At 45.1% G+C, this 17095-nt stretch carries 15 protein-coding genes, 1 other RNA gene, 1 pseudogene and 1 riboswitch; of the genes and pseudogenes, 10 read left to right on the forward strand and 7 right to left on the reverse strand.

Annotated elements, in window-relative coordinates; all coding sequences use genetic code 11:
- Positions 1-180: 180 nt before the first annotated feature.
- Positions 181-798: a Crp/Fnr family transcriptional regulator gene (locus DCO16_RS02750; protein WP_173942245.1), complete on the reverse strand. Its 618-nt coding sequence runs from the start codon at positions 796-798 to the stop codon at positions 181-183.
- Between the two features lie 70 nt (positions 799-868).
- Positions 869-1079, forward strand: a riboswitch (cobalamin riboswitch).
- Between the two features lie 150 nt (positions 1080-1229).
- On the opposite strand from DCO16_RS02750, the gene DCO16_RS02755 reads away from it, so the two are divergent.
- The 8 genes and pseudogenes from DCO16_RS02755 (at position 1230) to DCO16_RS02790 (ending at position 7670) form a co-directional block, all read left to right on the forward strand.
- Positions 1230-3350 (forward strand): TonB-dependent receptor, encoded by a 2121-nt coding sequence (locus DCO16_RS02755; RefSeq protein ID WP_173942246.1) that lies wholly within the window; start codon positions 1230-1232, stop codon positions 3348-3350.
- The gene (locus DCO16_RS02760; protein ID WP_173942247.1) at positions 3350-4258 is read left to right on the forward strand and encodes an ABC transporter substrate-binding protein; all 909 of its coding nucleotides are present in this window, start codon (positions 3350-3352) and stop codon (positions 4256-4258) included. Before DCO16_RS02755 ends, DCO16_RS02760 begins: the two co-directional genes overlap by 1 nt.
- On the forward strand, positions 4225-5235 hold the full coding sequence (locus DCO16_RS02765; RefSeq protein WP_254598080.1) for a FecCD family ABC transporter permease: 1011 nt from the start codon (positions 4225-4227) through the stop codon (positions 5233-5235). The genes DCO16_RS02760 and DCO16_RS02765 overlap by 34 nt, the downstream gene beginning before the upstream one ends.
- Complete coding sequence (locus tag DCO16_RS02770) at positions 5232-5993, forward strand: ABC transporter ATP-binding protein (protein WP_173942248.1); 762 nt, start codon at positions 5232-5234, stop codon at positions 5991-5993. The genes DCO16_RS02765 and DCO16_RS02770 overlap by 4 nt, the downstream gene beginning before the upstream one ends.
- Before the next feature lie 51 nt (positions 5994-6044).
- Entirely contained in the window at positions 6045-6329 is a 285-nt protein-coding gene (locus tag DCO16_RS02775) for a hypothetical protein (protein WP_173942249.1), read from the forward strand.
- Positions 6310-6534: pseudogene (locus tag DCO16_RS11360) on the forward strand (cell division protein ZapA); the annotation flags it as partial. The gene DCO16_RS02775 and the pseudogene DCO16_RS11360, both read left to right, overlap by 20 nt.
- A 99-nt stretch (positions 6535-6633) precedes the next feature.
- Positions 6634-6851, forward strand: a non-coding RNA gene (gene ssrS / locus DCO16_RS02785) — 6S RNA.
- Positions 6852-7670 carry a sulfite exporter TauE/SafE family protein gene (locus DCO16_RS02790; protein ID WP_173942250.1) on the forward strand — a complete coding sequence of 273 codons (819 nt, stop codon included), beginning with the start codon at positions 6852-6854 and terminating at the stop codon, positions 7668-7670.
- A gap of 21 nt (positions 7671-7691) precedes the next feature.
- Here the strand turns inward: DCO16_RS02790 and DCO16_RS02795 are convergent, their stop codons facing one another.
- The 6 genes from DCO16_RS02795 to DCO16_RS02820 all read right to left on the reverse strand — a co-directional run bounded on the left by DCO16_RS02795 (position 7692) and on the right by DCO16_RS02820 (position 14601).
- The gene (locus tag DCO16_RS02795) at positions 7692-9215 is read right to left on the reverse strand and encodes a malonate--CoA ligase (protein WP_173942251.1); all 1524 of its coding nucleotides are present in this window, start codon (positions 9213-9215) and stop codon (positions 7692-7694) included.
- A 38-nt stretch (positions 9216-9253) separates the two neighbouring features.
- Entirely contained in the window at positions 9254-10252 is a 999-nt protein-coding gene (locus DCO16_RS02800; RefSeq protein ID WP_173942252.1) for a Bug family tripartite tricarboxylate transporter substrate binding protein, read from the reverse strand.
- A 112-nt stretch (positions 10253-10364) separates the two neighbouring features.
- A complete protein-coding gene (locus DCO16_RS02805) occupies positions 10365-11669 on the reverse strand; it encodes a malonyl-CoA decarboxylase (protein ID WP_173942253.1) in 1305 nt (434 codons plus the stop codon).
- A 125-nt stretch (positions 11670-11794) separates the two neighbouring features.
- The gene (gene lgt / locus DCO16_RS02810; RefSeq protein WP_173942254.1) at positions 11795-12595 is read right to left on the reverse strand and encodes a prolipoprotein diacylglyceryl transferase; all 801 of its coding nucleotides are present in this window, start codon (positions 12593-12595) and stop codon (positions 11795-11797) included.
- Between the two features lie 14 nt (positions 12596-12609).
- Complete coding sequence (locus DCO16_RS02815; protein WP_173942255.1) at positions 12610-13077, reverse strand: DNA polymerase III subunit chi; 468 nt, start codon at positions 13075-13077, stop codon at positions 12610-12612.
- A 3-nt stretch (positions 13078-13080) separates the two neighbouring features.
- A complete protein-coding gene (locus tag DCO16_RS02820) occupies positions 13081-14601 on the reverse strand; it encodes a leucyl aminopeptidase (protein ID WP_496401161.1) in 1521 nt (506 codons plus the stop codon).
- Between the two features lie 200 nt (positions 14602-14801).
- Between DCO16_RS02820 and lptF the strand changes: the two genes are divergently transcribed.
- The gene (gene lptF / locus DCO16_RS02825) at positions 14802-15917 is read left to right on the forward strand and encodes an LPS export ABC transporter permease LptF (protein WP_173942257.1); all 1116 of its coding nucleotides are present in this window, start codon (positions 14802-14804) and stop codon (positions 15915-15917) included.
- A complete protein-coding gene (lptG, locus tag DCO16_RS02830; RefSeq protein ID WP_173942258.1) occupies positions 15914-17068 on the forward strand; it encodes an LPS export ABC transporter permease LptG in 1155 nt (384 codons plus the stop codon). The genes lptF and lptG overlap by 4 nt, the downstream gene beginning before the upstream one ends.
- The last annotated feature ends 27 nt before the right edge of the window (positions 17069-17095 follow it).

A 17095-nucleotide genomic window follows, 5' to 3' on the forward strand; every position in this document is an offset into this window, starting at 1 on the left:
AAACGGCATTTACGCTGTAATGTAGCTTTCGCTCACTGTCTCCAATTAAAGTTATTAGTAGTGCCACGGGTATCGCTCGGGGCCCTCGTTGAGGCTGTTTAAATCTTAGGCTCAGGAGCCCATATCATCATTGACTTTGGTCAATTTCCCCCTGAAAACTATCAAAAACAGGGTTTCTATCTAAATAAATAGGTCTTTATGCTTGGTTTTCAGACGACTCAAAGTCTCTGGGGATAGATTGAGATAGGCGGCCAGCTCTTTCTTAGGCAAAAGCTCGAATAAATCTTGATATTTGCGCATAAAACGCTCTACTCGACCTGGGGCATCGAGCATATGAAGGGTAATGGTGTGGGCCATGATTTCACTCATCAAGCGCATCACCTCGTATTCAAAACTCTCTTTTAGAGGCTGATGGGCGTCCAAAAATTCGGCCCATTGCTTTAAGGGCATTCTGGCGACGCGGGCTTTAGTCACCGAGGCAATACTGTAGGGCGCAGCTTTTTTAAGGCGCCAAGCAGCATAGCTTGTCTCAATATCTTTCTCGATAGCAAAGCGCAAAATCATCTCTTTTGCATCTGCGCTGGAGACAATGCGCTTTAAAATTCCATCCAGCACAAAATACTGCTCCATCTGATGATCACCCTGATGAAGCAAAATTTCTGACTTTTTGAGATCTGAAATCTCCAGGTGGCGCTCTAAATCGAGCATAGCCGCCGAACTCAAGCTTTTCAGCACTGAGTTTTGACTGAGCTGTAAACGAATCAGGTTCTTTTCAGGGTGTTTATCTAATACGGTCATGAATCCTTCATCCTAGACCCATTATTGTAGGCTTCTTTGTTTTTTATTCGAATAGAAACTGCACTGTGTGATAGAGTCCACTAGTCGTGGTGCTTTATTGCAATGCAATAAAGTTAAACGGGAAACACTAAACGTGTGCTGCCCCCGCAACGGTAAGTAAATACATCCTTACTTTTTAGGATGTCAGGAATCTGATTCAGCCACTGTGCGCGTCAATTGCATGGGAAGGCCAGCTTCTGAGATTTACTAGCCCGGATACCGGCCAAGACAGGTGGAATTTTGCGGACGGGGATCCTTCGCGCGCCAGTAAGACGCTTTTTTGTCGACAAGGCAGGGGCGTCTAATTGACGTTCGAACTCTCAAAAGTGAAATTCTGTTCGACCCAGCTTACGGGGAAGTGAGCTAGGTGACTCGAAGGCAGAAGGTTCATCATGAAACAGCAGTTCAGTAGTAAAACTATCGCCGCATTCTTTTGCGGTGCAGCCATCACATTTAATTCAACAGCAGCATTTGCCCAAAGCAATCAATCGACTGTCATTGTTACCGGCTCACGCTTTGAAGAAAACTTAAATCAGGTTCCAGCCAACGTCAAAGTCATCACGCGTGATGAAATAGATAATTCTAGTTCGAACACTATTCCACAAATACTGTCTCAAATTGGTGGGCTTCTGGTGAGGGGCTTAAATTCAAGCTCATTAAATTTAGATGCCTCCCTTGATATGGGGGGATTTGGTCCATCAGGCAACAGCACAACCGTGGTGCTGGTAGATGGAATACGGGTCAATCCAATTGACTCAGGGAGTGTTGACTGGCAATCGATTCCGATCGATTCCATCGAACGCATAGAAATCCTTCAAGGTGGTGCCAGCGTTCAGTACGGCAATGGTGCAGTTGGTGGTGTTGTCAACATCATCACCAACGGTAGCAAGAAAAATATTAATCAAGCCTCCTCTACCTATGGAACGTGGGGAACATTAATTAATAATGCCATTTTTAAAAATACAATTGAAAAAACCACCTATCAACTTACTGCAAATACCTCCAACACAAATGGCTGGAGGCCGAATACTGCAGCGAATACTTACTCAGTAGATGCAAAAATATTGCAAGATCTCGGTGGAAATGATCGCATCTTTATTGATGGGTATTATGGTTATACAAATTCACAGATAGCCAGTCCAGTAGTTGGCTTAGTCGGATCTGGAAACCCTTTATCAGTGAGGCCACAAAATGCAGGCAATAATTACACGGTCAATAATTCTGGATTTCGCCAAGGGCTCACAAAAACTCTAAGTGAAGCTTATGTAGTGGAGCTTGATACTTCATACAACAATAAGACTGCTTTCTTTTATACACCCCAAGCGGACTATTTCACATCCTTAGATCCAAATAACCAAAACTATGGTTACGCCGGAAGCGCAATGAACAATAAATTGCAAGGCTGGCAATTGGCTGTGTCTCCTCGAATGAAGGCAAATTTCGCTGGAATAGGCACCACGATCATTGGATATGACTTCTCCAAAGCAAATCAAGCAGGAAGCAATAGCTATAGTTCCCTCTCGCAAGGAATTATTAATGCCAACGCATATGGTCAGTACTACAACAACCTGACTAGCGATTCTCAGAGTGCTACGCAAATTAATAATTCTGTATATGTAATGCAACGGGTGCCACTTGGGACTATTGTTGAGGCAAGTGGAGGTTTTCGCCGTCAAGTTCAGCAAGCCTCCACTAGTAACACCTCAATCAGCGCAGCTAATGGCACAGTGAACAATACGCAACAATTTGCGGCAAATGCAGTAGACCTTGCTTTAAATCTCAATTACCTGCCCGGCCAGCGAATATACGCAAAATGGAATCAGTCCTTTAGATTTCCAAATATCGATGAATACTGGGGATTTGCATACGATACAAATTTCGTAGGTAGAACTGTATTTAATGGAATTTTGCAACCTCAAACCACTCAAACCTATGAGATGGGGGGAAATTGGACGATCTCGAATTTAAGACTTACCTCTTCCATTTTTAAATCGACAACTCAAAATGAGATTAGCTATAACCCAACAACGGGGTATAACTACAACTCCATTTACCAGACAAACAGAGGTGGCATTTTGTTTGATGTGAGCTCTAACATCTCATCCTCTCTCAATATTGGGGCTGGAGGAAAATACCAAAAGTCCTACTATGCAAATGGACCTTACGCTGGAAACTCTATTCCAATAGTCCCAGACACCACACTCAATGCTAGAGCTAACTACCTCATTTCAAGTAAATGGGCTGTAGGTGGTGTGGTTAATTACGTAAGCAACCAGTATTACGATGCCGGACCCAATAGTTACAGTGCAGCTCCCGTCATGCCCTCATACGTTATAGGGGATGTGTTTACCTCTTATAAATTCCAGGCAATCGAAACTCGATTAACGGTAAAAAATATTGGCAATGCACAATACTCAAGCTATGGAGGGGTTAGCGCATTTAGCGGGACTAACTTTTATTATCCGAGCGAACCCAGATCGGTTTACCTAACCCTGAAATACAACCTTAATTAATGCTTAGAAATTTCGGAAAATCATCAACCTGCTCACGCTATTTGGCGGTTGGCTCCCTTTTATTCATACTAGGATCTTCCTTAGCTGTTTTTGCTGTGCCAGCTTCAGTGACTGATGACCGAGGAGTTGTGGTGGTTTTTAATCAGCCACCGCAACGCATTGTGAGCCTCCTGCCCTCTCTCACTGAGTCTGTTTGTGCTTTGGGTAAATGCAGCGCATTGGTTGGAGTAGATCGATTCTCTAATTGGCCAAACTCGATTCAAGATTTACCTAGGCTTGGCGGAATGGGTGATATCAATATCGAGCGTATCGTTCAACTAAAGCCGGATGTCGTTTTACTCGAGAAAGCCTCTCCTGTGATCAAGCGTTTAAATGGTTTGGGTGTGAAAACTTTTGCTCTTGATATTAAATCTATGAGTGATGAGCATCGCGCTCTTGAGAAGCTAGATGCCGTAATGGGAACTAGCGAAAGTGCGCGCGTATGGAATCAAATTCAAAAAGAAATAATGCGCGCTAATAAGCAGTTATCAGAAAATCATAAAAATATTCGCGTGTACTTTGAAGTCAATCCAGCTCCCTTTGCAGCCGGAAATCTATCTTTTATTGGAGAAATCCTGACTCAATTGAGCTTAATCAATATCATCCCGAAATCGCTTGGACCATTTCCTAAAATTAACCCTGAGTTTATCGTTCAAACCAAACCCGATATGATTCTCCTTGCCGAATCGACGCTATCTGATATTCAAAAGCGCCCGGGATGGGATTCAATTCCTGCTGTTGCTAAAAATCGAATTTGTGTATTTACTGGAAATCAACATGATGTCTTGGTGCGCCCTGGCCCGAGGATGGGAGAGGCAGCGCTCATTATTTCTCAATGCATACAAGACAAGATGTCATCATCTCGGTAATGCAAAAAAATCACTTTCTTGGCAAGTTATCAGGCCTTCTCATTTTGAGTGCAGTCTTGGTACTACTTGGGACTCTACTCGGAAGTATGGGTACCAGCTGGAATATATCGGGACCTGATGAAACCGTTTTATTTGAAATTCGACTTCCGCGATCATTGGGTGCCTATCTTGCTGGTGCTTTATTGGGGCTTGCTGGCGGTATCGCACAAAGCCTATTTCGCAATCCATTAGCAGACCCTTACTTATTAGGAAGTGCATCAGGTGCATTGCTTGGTGTAGGCAGCATTCTCTGCTTTACTTACCTTGGCAACTCTTGGTTAGAGCTAATTGGGCTTAATGGCGGAGCTTTTCTTGGGGCGTTGATCGGCGTACTAGCCTCGCTTCTATTAGCCGGGGGTTACCGCAGCTCCTTGCGCCTCTTGTTATCTGGAGTAGTGATCAGCGTGATCTTGGGGGCAGCTAATTCTTTATTTACATATATACGCCCTGATCTATTTCAAAGTATTCAGTCTTTCATGCTTGGCAATACAACCCTTCTGAACTGGTCTGGGGTAGGCATCATGGCTATTGCTCTAACGCTTTGCCTTCTCATCACCCTCATCATGAGCCCCGTACTAGACGCTCTATCTCTTGGTGAAAATACTGCTCGTACCCTAGGGTTGCCACTTGATCAACTTCGTCTGGTCTTGATTGGTACTCTAGCACTTGCAACGGGTTTTGCGGTTGCACAAACAGGCCTAGTGGCTTTTGTCGGTCTAGCTGCTCCACACCTAGTTAGAAAGTTTTCTGGTGGGCGACAACGAGCCCAGCTCTTATTCTCATGCCTAGGCGGCGGAATTTTATTGCTCTGCTCGGACCTGATAGCGCGCACCCTCTTTGCGCCGACCGAAATTCCCGTTGGTATTGTGACGGCCGTCTTAGGTGGCCTATATTTATTACTACTTCTTAGGCGTACTCCTTTTGGAGCTCATTCATGAAAACCCGCCAGCTCACAGTATTTAGAGGGCCCTGTGCCATTCTCTCGGACTTAAATTTAGACATCCCACATGGCAAATGGACCAGCATTATTGGCCCCAACGGTGCAGGAAAATCATCTCTTTTACAAGCAATGGCTGGCTTATTAAAGTGGGATGGGTTCATCACGATCAATGAACTTCATGTGTCTTCCTTTGCCCGCAAAGATCTAGCAAAAAAAATAGCTTGGCTTGACCAAGGATCCGCCTCGGCAGACGAGCTTGGCGACTCCCTGAGTGCATATGACACCGTCATGTTGGGGCGCCTCCCTCACCAAGGATGGCTGCATCTTCCCTCCGAAGTCGATCACATATCAGTCAAAAAAGCCTTGCAACAGGCTGATGCCTGGCATTTACGCCATCGCCCATTGCAGCAACTATCTGGGGGCGAGCGCCAGCGAGTGCTATTAGCCCGCCTTTTCACTGTGGAGTCTGACATTCTCTTAATGGATGAACCACTGGCCTATTTAGATCCACCTCATCAGGCTGATTTTTTACAATGGCAAGGTAACTTACTTTCTCAAGGCAAGACTTTGGTAACTGTTTTGCATGAAATTCATTTAGCCTTAAGGGCAGATCACCTCATCATGCTTGATAAGGGCAAGCTGCATTTTCAGGGGTCTAGCCAAGATCCCAAAACCCATCAAGCTCTGATAGCCCTATTTAATGGCCGGATTCGCCTAGAAAAGCTCGGGGATGACTGGGTAGCCTTACCTCATTGAGCCCAATATCAGGAGTTTCACAAAGCATTTTGCTGAGGCTACAATGCCTATATGAACGAGCACTACCCCAACACTACTGTTGATTCTGATCAAGCCGATACGATTGCCTTGTCCATTCAGAGACTTGCTGAAAAAATTCAGCAAATTACAGAAGCCGTCAAAACATTGAATCAAGAGCGGTTGGCACAAGAAACTAAAATTGAGGATGCTCAGAAACGCATTCAGCATATATTGAGTCGTTTGCCAGAGCAAAGTGATGGCCGTCAAATGAATTTACTCGGTGAGCCTGTCACACCAACAAACCCAGAGGATGACAATGAGCCAACAACGCATTGAAGTAACTCTCGCTGGGCAAAAAATTACTTTAACTACGAGTACAGAGCATGAGCCTCTGCTGCGTGCCGCCTGCACACTCGTAGACGAACAAATTCAGTTGGCAATTAATGGTGGCAACCGTAGTATTGAGCGTGCCAGCATGATGGCTGCTCTTAAAATTGCTGGTGATCTGATTGCTTTACAAACAAGTCATCAAGCGCCTACCGCACAAAGTACTGCGCTCAACAGTAGTCCAGAAGAAATCACTCAACTTCAAAATGAGATTCGTGCATTAGAAGATCAAGTAGATACTCTGATGCAAACTCTTTCCCTGCCTGGTTCGCCAAGGCCAATAGTTCCTTGAACCGATGCGCAAGCATCAGGAACGATCTTTACTTTGTGGGCGTGAGCGTTTCGATTCTTCACAGTGGCAGCTCGAGCTGTTTACTCCCTGAGTATCTTAATGCACCCAAAACAAGGTAGCCGTTCCACCTTGAACCTTAGGGTTCAGGATGACGGCCTAGCGGCTAAGGCGGGGAATTCATGTCACTAATTGATATTGCGATGCTGATGCTGTGCGGCAGCATATCTGGATTCTTAGCTGGCTTACTTGGCATCGGCGGCGGCATGATTCTTGTGCCATTTATGATCTTGGTATTTAATAACTTGGATTTTAGTCAAAATATTATTGTGCATATGGCGATTGCTACTGGAATGGCAACCATCTTATTTACAACCACCTCTGCTATTTGGGCGCATCACAAACATCATTCCATCGACTGGAAATTAGTCGCTGCATTGAGTCCGGGCTTAGTAGTAGGTAGCTTAGTTGGCGGTAGCGAAATCTTTGAAGCCATTAATACCTCTTGGCTCTCCTTATTCTTTGCCATATTTATTGTCTACACCTCGATCCAAATGATCATTAATAAAAAACCCACTGCTGGCCGTGAACTGCCTGGCAAAGTAGGTTTATTCTCTTTTGGGGCATTTGCGGGTGTCATCTCTAGTCTCATTGGCGCTGGTGGGGCATTTATTACGGTGCCGTTTATGCTTTGGTGCAATGTAAAACCCCACACTGCGATGGCAAGCTCTTCAGGTCTAGGCTTTCCGATTGCTGCTGCAGCTACGATTGGCTATATGTATGGCAGCTGGGGTAATCCTAACCTTCCTGCCGGATCTCTTGGTTTTGTCTACGTGCCAGCAGTACTCTGTATTGTGGTCATCAGCATCTTCACGGCTCCTTTAGGAGCAAAGATGGCCAGGAAACTGGATGTGGCTCAGCTAAAGCGGATTTTTGGCGTCATGCTGTTTTTACTTGCGGCTTTCATGTTTAATGAAAGTCGCAAAGCATTTGGTTATTAATCCAACGCCTAGGTTAGCTTTTTAAGCTGTATATTGTTGACGCAGAATGTTCTTCTGCACCTTACCCATTGCATTACGAGGTAAGTCCGAAACAATCTCTAGGCGCTTCGGAATTTTAAAGTTAGCAATCTGCGTTTTAAGCGTTGCGATCATAGCCTGCGGATCTAATGTCACTCCTGCTTTTGGAACGACTACTGCCATCACTGCCTCACCAAAGTCTGGATGCGGAATACCAATCACAGCGCTCTCATCTACGCCATCCATGTCATCAATAAAGCTTTCGATTTCTTTTGGATACACGTTATAGCCGCCAGAGATAATTAAATCCTTGCTACGGCCAACGATACATAGGTAATCATCAGGCGCATTGCCGCCATTAGCAGCACCGCCCCAACGACCAACATCCCCTGTTTTAAACCAACCATCTGCAGTAAATTCTTCAGCAGTCTTCTCGGGCATACGCCAGTAGCCCTTGAAGATATTGGGGCCCTTCACCTGAATGCTACCGATTGCATTCACGGTGCAAGGCTTATTATTTTCATTGACAACGCGTACCTTAACGCTTGGCAAAGGCAACCCGACAGATCCCCCTACGCGACTACCTTTATAGGGATTGGAAACCAACATCACGGTCTCACTCATGCCGTAACGTTCCAAGATAGGCTGCCCAATCACCTCTTTGAAACTATTAAATGTTTCTGTGAGGAGTGGCGCAGAACCAGATACAAACAGGCGCATATTGCGTGCTACTGTTTTATTAAATTGCTTATCAGCTAAAAGACGGACATAAAAAGTAGGTACACCCATCATCACTGTCGAATGAGGCATGTGATGAATCAATTGCGCAGTATCTAAACGTGGCAACCAAATCATTTTGCTGCCGTTGATTAAAGCGCCATGAGCAGCGACAAACAAACCGTGCACATGAAAAATGGGGAGTGCATGTAATAGAACATCATTCTTTTGCCAACCCCAAAACTGTTGCAATACCTGCGCATTGCTGCCTAAGTTTTTATGGGTCAACATAGCCCCTTTACTACGGCCAGTCGTACCAGAGGTATACAAAATCGCTGCTAAATCATCTTCTTTAACAGCGACCGTTTTAAATTGGTCACTCTGACTTCCTGCACGATCTAGCAAGGTACCCTTGCGATCCTCATCTAGAGTGAAAACATGTTTAGTGCCAGCCTTAAAAGCGACCTTGGAAACCCAAGAAAAATTCTTGCTACTGCAAGCCACGACTGCTGGTTCAGCATTTTCCAGAAAGTACTGAATTTCTGCAGCTTGATAGGCGGTATTTAGTGGCAAATAAACATAGCCTGCTTTGATGGTGGCTAAATACAGAAAAAGTGCTTCGGGTGACTTCTCAACCTGGACTGCAATGCGAGAACCCGCTGGCAGTTTGAGGCTCTTCAGAAAATTCGCTATCTTGGAAGTCGCACGTTCTAGATCACTCCACGAGTAATACAGTCCATCATGTGTTTCTAGTGCGCACGCTTGTTTGTCTTTTGGAAAACCTTTTTCCAAGAGCGAATATAAATTCATTAGAGCCTCAAAACCAATCAAATAAATACTATTACAAATTAATCTAACTGAGCGCCAGACTTCTTCACTACGCCAGCCCAACGCGCAACGTCAGCCTGCACTTGCTTACCAAAGGCTTCGCCATAGAGGTTCGGTGTGTCAGAGCCATTCTTTTCCCAAATTGCTTTCAGCTTAGGCGTATTTAAAGCCTTCTGTACTTCAGCGATCATTTTATCTACGATAGGCTTTGGAGTTCCTATAGGCGCATGCATTGAGTACCAAGTAGATACGACATAGTCAGGTAAGCCTGCTTCAGCAAATGTTGGCACATTAGGAATAGCAGTGGAGCGCTTATTTGCTGCTAAAGCGATCGCTACTAGTTTGCCAGCATTAATTTGCGGGGCTGAAGTTGCAAGGCCATCAAACTCTAAGTCTACTTGACCAGCCAAAAGATCTGTCATTGCTGGTCCAGCACCACGATAGGGGATGTGAGTAATAAAAGTGCCTGTTTGAAGCTTAAATAATTCGCCAGCCAAGTGATGCACTGTACCGCTACCTGCACTCGCGAAATTATATTTGCCTGGATTTTTCTTCATCAATGCAATGAAGTCCTTGGCATTACGCGCGCTCACCCGATTTGGGTTAACCACGAGAACCTGAGGAACGTTCGCGATCATAGCAACAGGAATAAAACTTTTCTCAATATCGTAATCAAGATTTTTGTACATCGAAGGCGCAATAGTATGGTGGGAAGCACCAATAAACCAGGTATAGCCATCAGGCGCTGCTTTGGCAGCAACCGAAGCACCCACAGTTCCGCCAGCACCGCCGCGGTTATCGATGATGAATTGCTTACCTAATTGCTCGGTGAGTTGAGCAGCTAAGGGTCTAGCAAAAGCATCTGTTCCACCGCCAGCTGGAAATGGATTTAAAAATGTGACCGTTTTGTTAGGCCATTCTTGAGCTACCACTGCAAGAGGTGCAGCGCAGGCTAAAAATACAGCTTTCTTTAATGTGCTCACCGAAAATATTGATGATTTATTCTTACGACTAAACATCTTTGTCTCCTTTTTATATATTTAAAAGTTCGTTACTTCTTTTTGCAAATCTCGCTACATTTTAAGGGTACTTATGCAGTAATGTATGCGACAAACCGAGGGAAAACACTAACTAAGGCGTCATCAAGCGGCCGACTGCCCTTGAGAACACGATTTCGCCATTAGCAAAGCGCTCATGATTGTCTTCGACGCTTCCAAGGTCATACAGGTAGTTCACCATAAGACCGGCAGATTGGCGCAGGCCCTTACGTGACAAATCGCCCGCCCAGTTAATCAAATGCAACTTAGCGCCATTACCCATATGGAACCTAGCTACAGGGTTCGCGCTACGTCCAGTCGAAGCAAGGCCTAAATAAATACTCGCTAAGGACAATAGTGCTGCTTTTTCTTGTTCGGAAACCAGATCGGGGTGCCAGCCAGCTGCCAAGCGCTCGCTCCAAGATTGGCCCTTTAGATTCAACAAGGTCAAAGCGGCATCTCTTGCTGCTTTCAGGTTCGGTTTCAGGCGTTCTACAGGGACACCGGCACCTAATTCGCCGCCAGCAGTAACCCAATCCATAAAACCAGGAATAGGCGACAAGGTAACAAAGGTTTTGATCCCGGGGAACTCAGCATGTAATTGCTCTGCCACCCGCTTAATTAAAAAGTTACCCATCGATACACCGCGAAGACCAGGCTCACAATTACTAATGGAATAAAAAACAGCCACCTTATATTGAGATACTTGCTCTACTGTCTCCGCTCTTTTGTCCACTAAAGGTGCGATAACTGTGGCAATTTCAGGCAGTAGTGCGACCTCCACAAAAATTAAAGGCTCGCTCGGCAATTGGGGATGGAAAAAAGCGAAGCAACGACGATCAGGCTGAAGGCGACGACGTAAATCATCCCAACCATCAATCGCGTGTACAGCCTCATGCTGAATCAGCTTCTCTAACACTTCAGCCGGGGATTTCCAATCTACCCGATGCATTTTTAAAAAGCCAGGATTAAACCAGGAAGAGAGTAAGTGGCGCAGATCAAAATCAACCGCAGCGAGTTCTGGTTTTTTATCCAGTAACTCCAATAAATCGCGACGCATTTCTACTACTGCGGCAGTGCCTTGGCTAGCACGGTTTAAGCGTCGAAAAAATTCCTGACGAGGAGATTCGGCAACCTTTTGCAGTTGAATGTAATTACGCGCACTGGCATCAGCAACAAAATTTTGTGCCGCCTTTAAAACATCGTTTGCCTGTGGGTTGAGCTTCTCAAATAGAAAGGTGAAAAAAGCAACATGCTGGTCCTTGGCCAACTTACGATAGTGATTCACTACATCGTCTGCCATGCTCAATCCGTTGGACTCACCCCGCTCCGATATTAAGCGCTTGGCTGCATTGTGGGCCTTAGATAAATTTCTGGCTTTGGTGAGCTTTTCCAGCATGAATGACTTTCGAAAGAAGGGAAACTAGTGAGAAATGGGGGGAATCTACGGAATTAGGGTCATTACAAGATCAAGTTGAGCTAATTTAGAAGAATTAACTACAAAAGACCTAAAAAAATGACTTTTTAACTACTGATAACTACCTTTTTCGTATTTACTCTCACTATAAGGTAAATTCCAAAAATGATCATTGGGATGGATAGCCACTGACCCATAGAAAGCCCTAGTCCCAGTAGGCCTAAAAACGCATCAGGTTCACGGGCGAACTCAGCCAAGAAACGGCAAATGCCATAGCCCAGTAAAAATAGACCTGAAACTTGACCCACTCGACGTGATTTACCGGAGTACAACCAAAGCAACACCCCTAAGCAAAGTCCTTCACCAAAGAACTGATAGAGCTGGGAGGGATGCCGTGGAATGGCATCCACCATCGGAAAAATCATGGCCCACGGTAAATCAGTAGGCCTTCCCCAAAGTTCGCCATTGATAAAGTTACCTAAGCGCCCAAATGCTAAGCCAAACGGTACGAGCGGTGCCACCAAATCACTTACAACAAAAAATGACACCTTACGGCGTTGAGCGAACCAAAGCAATGCAAGTAGAACGCCCAAAAGCCCCCCATGAAAAGACATGCCGCCTTCCCATATTTTGAGAATACTGAGTGGGTTTGCAAGGTAATAGCCGGGCATATAAAACAAGGTGTAGCCTAAGCGGCCACCCAGCACTACCCCCAAGACTCCTGCAAATAAGAGATCTTCTAGATCTTTGTAGGTCCAACCCAAAGCTTGGTATTGAGAACCACGAATACGTAGTCGTCCCAATAATAAAAATTGAGCAAAGGCCATGAGATACATCAAGCCATACCAATGGATCGCAAAAGAGCCTATGCGCAGTACTGCAGGATCAAACTCAGGATGGATCAACATAAAAAGAAGGTGTGTTACTGCGTTTTAGATTGATCAAAATTGTGTAGTTCATGGCCCAAGTCGCGATAAGCTTTATAGCGCTCGCGACCTGCTAAGCGCTCTGCCTCGTTTACAGTGACTACTTCCACAATTCGAGGAAAGCGAGCTGCCAACGCAGGTACATCTTGCGGCATCCGCATCCCCAGATGAATCATGACATCAGCATGAGGAAGAGTGGCCAAAGAGGGCGAATAAAAGTCTTCGGTTAATACGATGGGTGTTTCAGCTGCGGCTTCATCATCAATAAAACAATGCGGTAAAAAATCCAGCGCGCTGAATGTCCATAACAAGGCATCTAACTTTTGCAGATCCACTTGCTCACCGACCATCACAATATTGCGCACCGGTTGGCCAGCAGCAGTGGCACTCCAAATCTTACGGGTGAGCCGGCAAGCGTATTCGAGCTTATCGTGGACATTGCTGTGAAAATCAATCCGCGCCATGAATTACTTTTGTTCGAGTAAGTAATTTACCAATAGCGGTACTGGGCGACCCGTAGAACCTTTTGCAGCCCCGCTCTTCCAAGCAGTGCCTGCAATATCTAAATGCGCCCACTTATATTTTTCAGTAAAGCGCGACAAAAAGCATGCAGCAGTCACACTTCCTGCAGGGCGGCCACCTATATTGGCTACGTCTGCAAAATTTGACTTGAGTTGCTCATGATAGGCGGCATCCAAAGGAAGTCGCCAAACGGTATCAAGAGAGGCATGACCCGCTTTAGTCAGAGCATTGATTAAATTCTCGTCATCAGAAAATACCCCACTATGTACATGCCCCAGAGCAATAATGCACGCACCCGTCAAGGTAGCCACATCAATCACTGCCTTCGGCTTGAAACGCTCAACATAGGTTAAGGCATCGCACAAAATGAGACGGCCTTCTGCATCAGTATTGAGAATCTCTATAGTTTGACCAGACATACTTTTGACAATATCGCCTGGGCGAGCTGCACGACCCGAAGGCATATTTTCACAAGTAGGGATCACAGCAATGACATTCTTTTTTAACTTCATCAAAGCCGTTGCGTACATGGTGCCGATAACAGACGCAGCGCCACACATGTCATACTTCATCTCATCCATTGCCTCGCCTGGCTTTAAGGAGATGCCGCCTGTATCGAAGGTGATGCCTTTACCAACTAGTACGATAGGCGCTTCTCCCGCCTTGCCACCTTGATGCCGCATCACAATAAATTGAGGAGGCGTTTCTGAACCCTGAGCTACCGCTAAAAAAGAACCCATGCCCAAAGCTTCTATCTGCTTACGGCCCAGTACTTCCACTTTTAAATCTGTTTTTTTGCTCAAGCCCTGTGCTGCTTTACCCAAATAGGTCGGCGTGCAAATATTTGGCGGTAAATTACCCAAATCTTTAGCGAAATGCATTCCCTCTACCATCGCAGCACCTTCAGCAACTGCCGCCTTGAGCTCCTTAGCACAGGCATCATTGCCAGCAAAGATCAGCTGATTAAAAACATCTGCCTTGTCTTTCGCTTTAAATTTCATTGCGGGTTGGCGCACTCCAAAACGATAGGCTTGGTCACCCGCATATTGAATAGTCAAACGTACTTCTTCTGCAATCCAATCAGCACGATGACCTAGCGCAAAACTAGGAATAAACCAGAGCGCATTTTGAATAGACCCACCAGTCAGTTGCTTTAAGGCTGCACGCGCAATTTTTGAATAGGCCGTCAAGCTACGGGCGCTGGCGGTAGAGATATCGCCCAAAGACACCAACAATATCCGTTTGCTCTTAACCCCAGCTGCAGCCCAAGACTTTTCAGCACGCAATAAACAAACCGATGCCGCTTGTGCATCTAGATCCCCAAGAAGATTTGCATGACTGACTGCGCCACCCAGTAATCGATCTAATTCGATCAAAAGGCCAGATTTTGCTTTGCCAGCTCCTAAAGCATCGAAATCCGCTTTGGAGTAGGCCAAAATTAAACAATCTGAGCCCTGGGAGAGCATCGTCACCAAGCTTGATTTCAGTTGCTTAGGGTTATTAGTGTCTGCTTGGGCGAAAATCTTACTGGTAAATTGAATAGTCATGATCTCTTGCGGTATTTTTAAGTCAATTCAAAGGGAAAAATAGGTATTTATCCATTATCCTCCGACATGAAGGTTCACATCTTGAGTGAACTAATATAAGCCAAACCGAATACCTATCCATGATTTTCAAGCAAGCCCTTCGCCGCGAGCTCAGTTTTACAACTGGCGGGGTATTTTTGGTCTTAGTCACGATCATGATTACCACCCTCGTGATCCGCATTCTGGGATTTGCTGCTAACGGGGCTGTCAATCCAGAAGATGCATTGGTATTGATCGCCTTAGCTACCCTAGGTTATATGGGAGTCCTATTAACTGTCTCCCTATTTGTATCCATCCTGATTGTGCTGGTACGCTGGTACAAGGATTCTGAAATGATCGTGTGGTTTGCGAGCGGGCTTAGTATTGCCAGCTTGATTCGCCCCATCCTGTATTTTGCGACCCCCCTCATTGTCATCATTGCTTTATTGGCTTTATTCGTATGGCCATGGGCTAATCGAGAATCCACCCTTATCAGCCAACGGTTTCAGCAACGTAGTGACGTTTCGATGGTAGCAGCGGGTCAATTTAAAGAGGCTGCCAAAGCTGAGCGCGTCTTCTTCATTGAAGAGCTGGATATTGACAAAGGTGAGGTCAAAAATATCTTTGCCGCAGAAACTAAAAATGGTCGGCTCAGTGTTGCAGTAGCGTCCACTGGATTCATAAAAAACGAAGCAGGCGGTGAAAAAACAATTGTGCTCAACAATGGCCGTCGATACGAGGGGCTTCCAAGCCAAGCTGATTTTCGTATTTTAGAATTTGATGAGTATCAGACCAAGATACAAAGAAAGACGATCTTAGATCCGGTACCGCGTGATCGTGAGAAATCTGTATTTGAGCTGATTAATGACACTAATCCAGGGTCGCAAAATGCTAACCGTGGAGAGCTACTCTGGCGTATTGGTCTACCTTTCATGGCCTTGGGGCTGGTGCTCATTGCTATTCCTCTAGCCTATGTCAATCCAAGGCTTGGTAACTACACTGCTATGTTCTATGCAGTACTCATTTATCTCATTTACAGTAACTTACTCAATCTTACGCAAAATTTTGTTGCTCAAGGCAAGGTTGATGTCTTCATGGGAGCTTGGCCCATACATACAATTGCGTTTTTCATTGCTCTTGTGTTGATTCGTAACCGTATCAATCCATCACTAAAGTGGTGGCGCCGTCAACTTCCCGCCTTCCTCTCAAGTAAATGAAATTCTTTTTTCCTTTTATTTATGAGCGCTATTTAGCCAAGCAAATCTATGCTGCCTTTGGTTTCATTTTGTTTGCATTGGTAGCACTATTTTTATTTTTCGATACGCTTAGTGAGCTTGGATCCGTTAAGGGTCAATACACTCTGCCTCTAGCATTTCTTCATGTCTTGCTAAAGGCGCCTAGTCGGATTTCGGAGATTATTCCGATTGCTGGATTAATTGGCAGTATTTATGTTTTTGCGATGTTAGCGAGTCAATCAGAATTTACTATTTTAAGAATTGCGGGGCTAGACATCCGGAGAGCCTTGACAACCTTAGCAAAAATTTCCTTACCCCTGATTGTCCTCACTCTCATCATGAGTGAATGGTTAGGGCCCTATACAGAAAGCCTGTCTGAAAAAATTCGCATGAAGGCATTAGGCTCATCATTTAGCTCTCAATTTAAAACAGGTATATGGGTCAAAGATCGATTACGCGATGAAGATGGTAGTGGCCCCATTCGACCTGGAGTGCGCTATGTCAACGTTGGCAAAATTGAGCAGGATAATGAAATCAAAAGTATTCGGATGTATGAGTTTGATGATGCCTATCGGCTGCTCTCTATTCGCAGCGCTGTATCGGGGCGATTTGATCGCAGCGGCACCTGGATTTTGGATGAGGTGACAGAAACACGCTTTAAAGAAACAAAACAATCCGATCCACTCAATCCCGTGTATTCAGCAAACACCTTGCAATATCCAAGCATCAGCCTTAACTCCGAAGTGACGCCACAGATTTTAGGCGTCCTCTTAGTAAGCCCTGAAAAGATGTCAATCTTTAGTTTGGGTCGTTTTATCACTCATCTTCAAGGCAACAAACAAGATACTCAAAGGCACTCCATCGCCTTTTGGAAGAAAGTCATTTACCCCTTCACTATTTTTGTGATGCTCACCTTAGCCCTTCCCTTTGCTTATCTAAAAGTGCGGGCAGGCAGCGTTGGCATCAAAGTTTTTGGCGGAATTATGCTAGGTATGAGCTTTCAGCTCTTCAATTCGCTTTTCTCAAATGTAGGATTGCTAGGTTCATGGCCTACCTTACTAACAGCCCTGATTCCGCCAATGACTTACTTTATCTTGGCTATTGTTGGACTGCGCTGGGTATCTAAAGCTTAATACCAAAAAATCATATAAAATTTTATT

This window comes from Polynucleobacter antarcticus (genome assembly GCF_013307245.1).
Lineage (GTDB): Bacteria > Pseudomonadota > Gammaproteobacteria > Burkholderiales > Burkholderiaceae > Polynucleobacter > Polynucleobacter antarcticus.

What these genes read in the sequence shown, in the direction of transcription:
- DCO16_RS02750 (WP_173942245.1), bottom strand. Translation starts at nt 798, where the DNA reads ATGACCGTATTAGATAAACACCCTGAAAAGAACCTGATTCGTTTACAG.
- DCO16_RS02755 (WP_173942246.1), top strand. Translation starts at nt 1,230, where the DNA reads ATGAAACAGCAGTTCAGTAGTAAAACTATCGCCGCATTCTTTTGCGGT.
- DCO16_RS02760 (WP_173942247.1), top strand. Translation starts at nt 3,350, where the DNA reads ATGCTTAGAAATTTCGGAAAATCATCAACCTGCTCACGCTATTTGGCG.
- DCO16_RS02765 (WP_254598080.1), top strand. Translation starts at nt 4,225, where the DNA reads ATGCATACAAGACAAGATGTCATCATCTCGGTAATGCAAAAAAATCAC.
- DCO16_RS02770 (WP_173942248.1), top strand. Translation starts at nt 5,232, where the DNA reads ATGAAAACCCGCCAGCTCACAGTATTTAGAGGGCCCTGTGCCATTCTC.
- DCO16_RS02775 (WP_173942249.1), top strand. Translation starts at nt 6,045, where the DNA reads ATGAACGAGCACTACCCCAACACTACTGTTGATTCTGATCAAGCCGAT.
- DCO16_RS02790 (WP_173942250.1), top strand. Translation starts at nt 6,852, where the DNA reads ATGTCACTAATTGATATTGCGATGCTGATGCTGTGCGGCAGCATATCT.
- DCO16_RS02795 (WP_173942251.1), bottom strand. Translation starts at nt 9,215, where the DNA reads ATGAATTTATATTCGCTCTTGGAAAAAGGTTTTCCAAAAGACAAACAA.
- DCO16_RS02800 (WP_173942252.1), bottom strand. Translation starts at nt 10,252, where the DNA reads ATGTTTAGTCGTAAGAATAAATCATCAATATTTTCGGTGAGCACATTA.
- DCO16_RS02805 (WP_173942253.1), bottom strand. Translation starts at nt 11,669, where the DNA reads ATGCTGGAAAAGCTCACCAAAGCCAGAAATTTATCTAAGGCCCACAAT.
- lgt (WP_173942254.1), bottom strand. Translation starts at nt 12,595, where the DNA reads ATGTTGATCCATCCTGAGTTTGATCCTGCAGTACTGCGCATAGGCTCT.
- DCO16_RS02815 (WP_173942255.1), bottom strand. Translation starts at nt 13,077, where the DNA reads ATGGCGCGGATTGATTTTCACAGCAATGTCCACGATAAGCTCGAATAC.
- DCO16_RS02820 (WP_496401161.1), bottom strand. Translation starts at nt 14,601, where the DNA reads ATGCTCTCCCAGGGCTCAGATTGTTTAATTTTGGCCTACTCCAAAGCG.
- lptF (WP_173942257.1), top strand. Translation starts at nt 14,802, where the DNA reads ATGATTTTCAAGCAAGCCCTTCGCCGCGAGCTCAGTTTTACAACTGGC.
- lptG (WP_173942258.1), top strand. Translation starts at nt 15,914, where the DNA reads ATGAAATTCTTTTTTCCTTTTATTTATGAGCGCTATTTAGCCAAGCAA.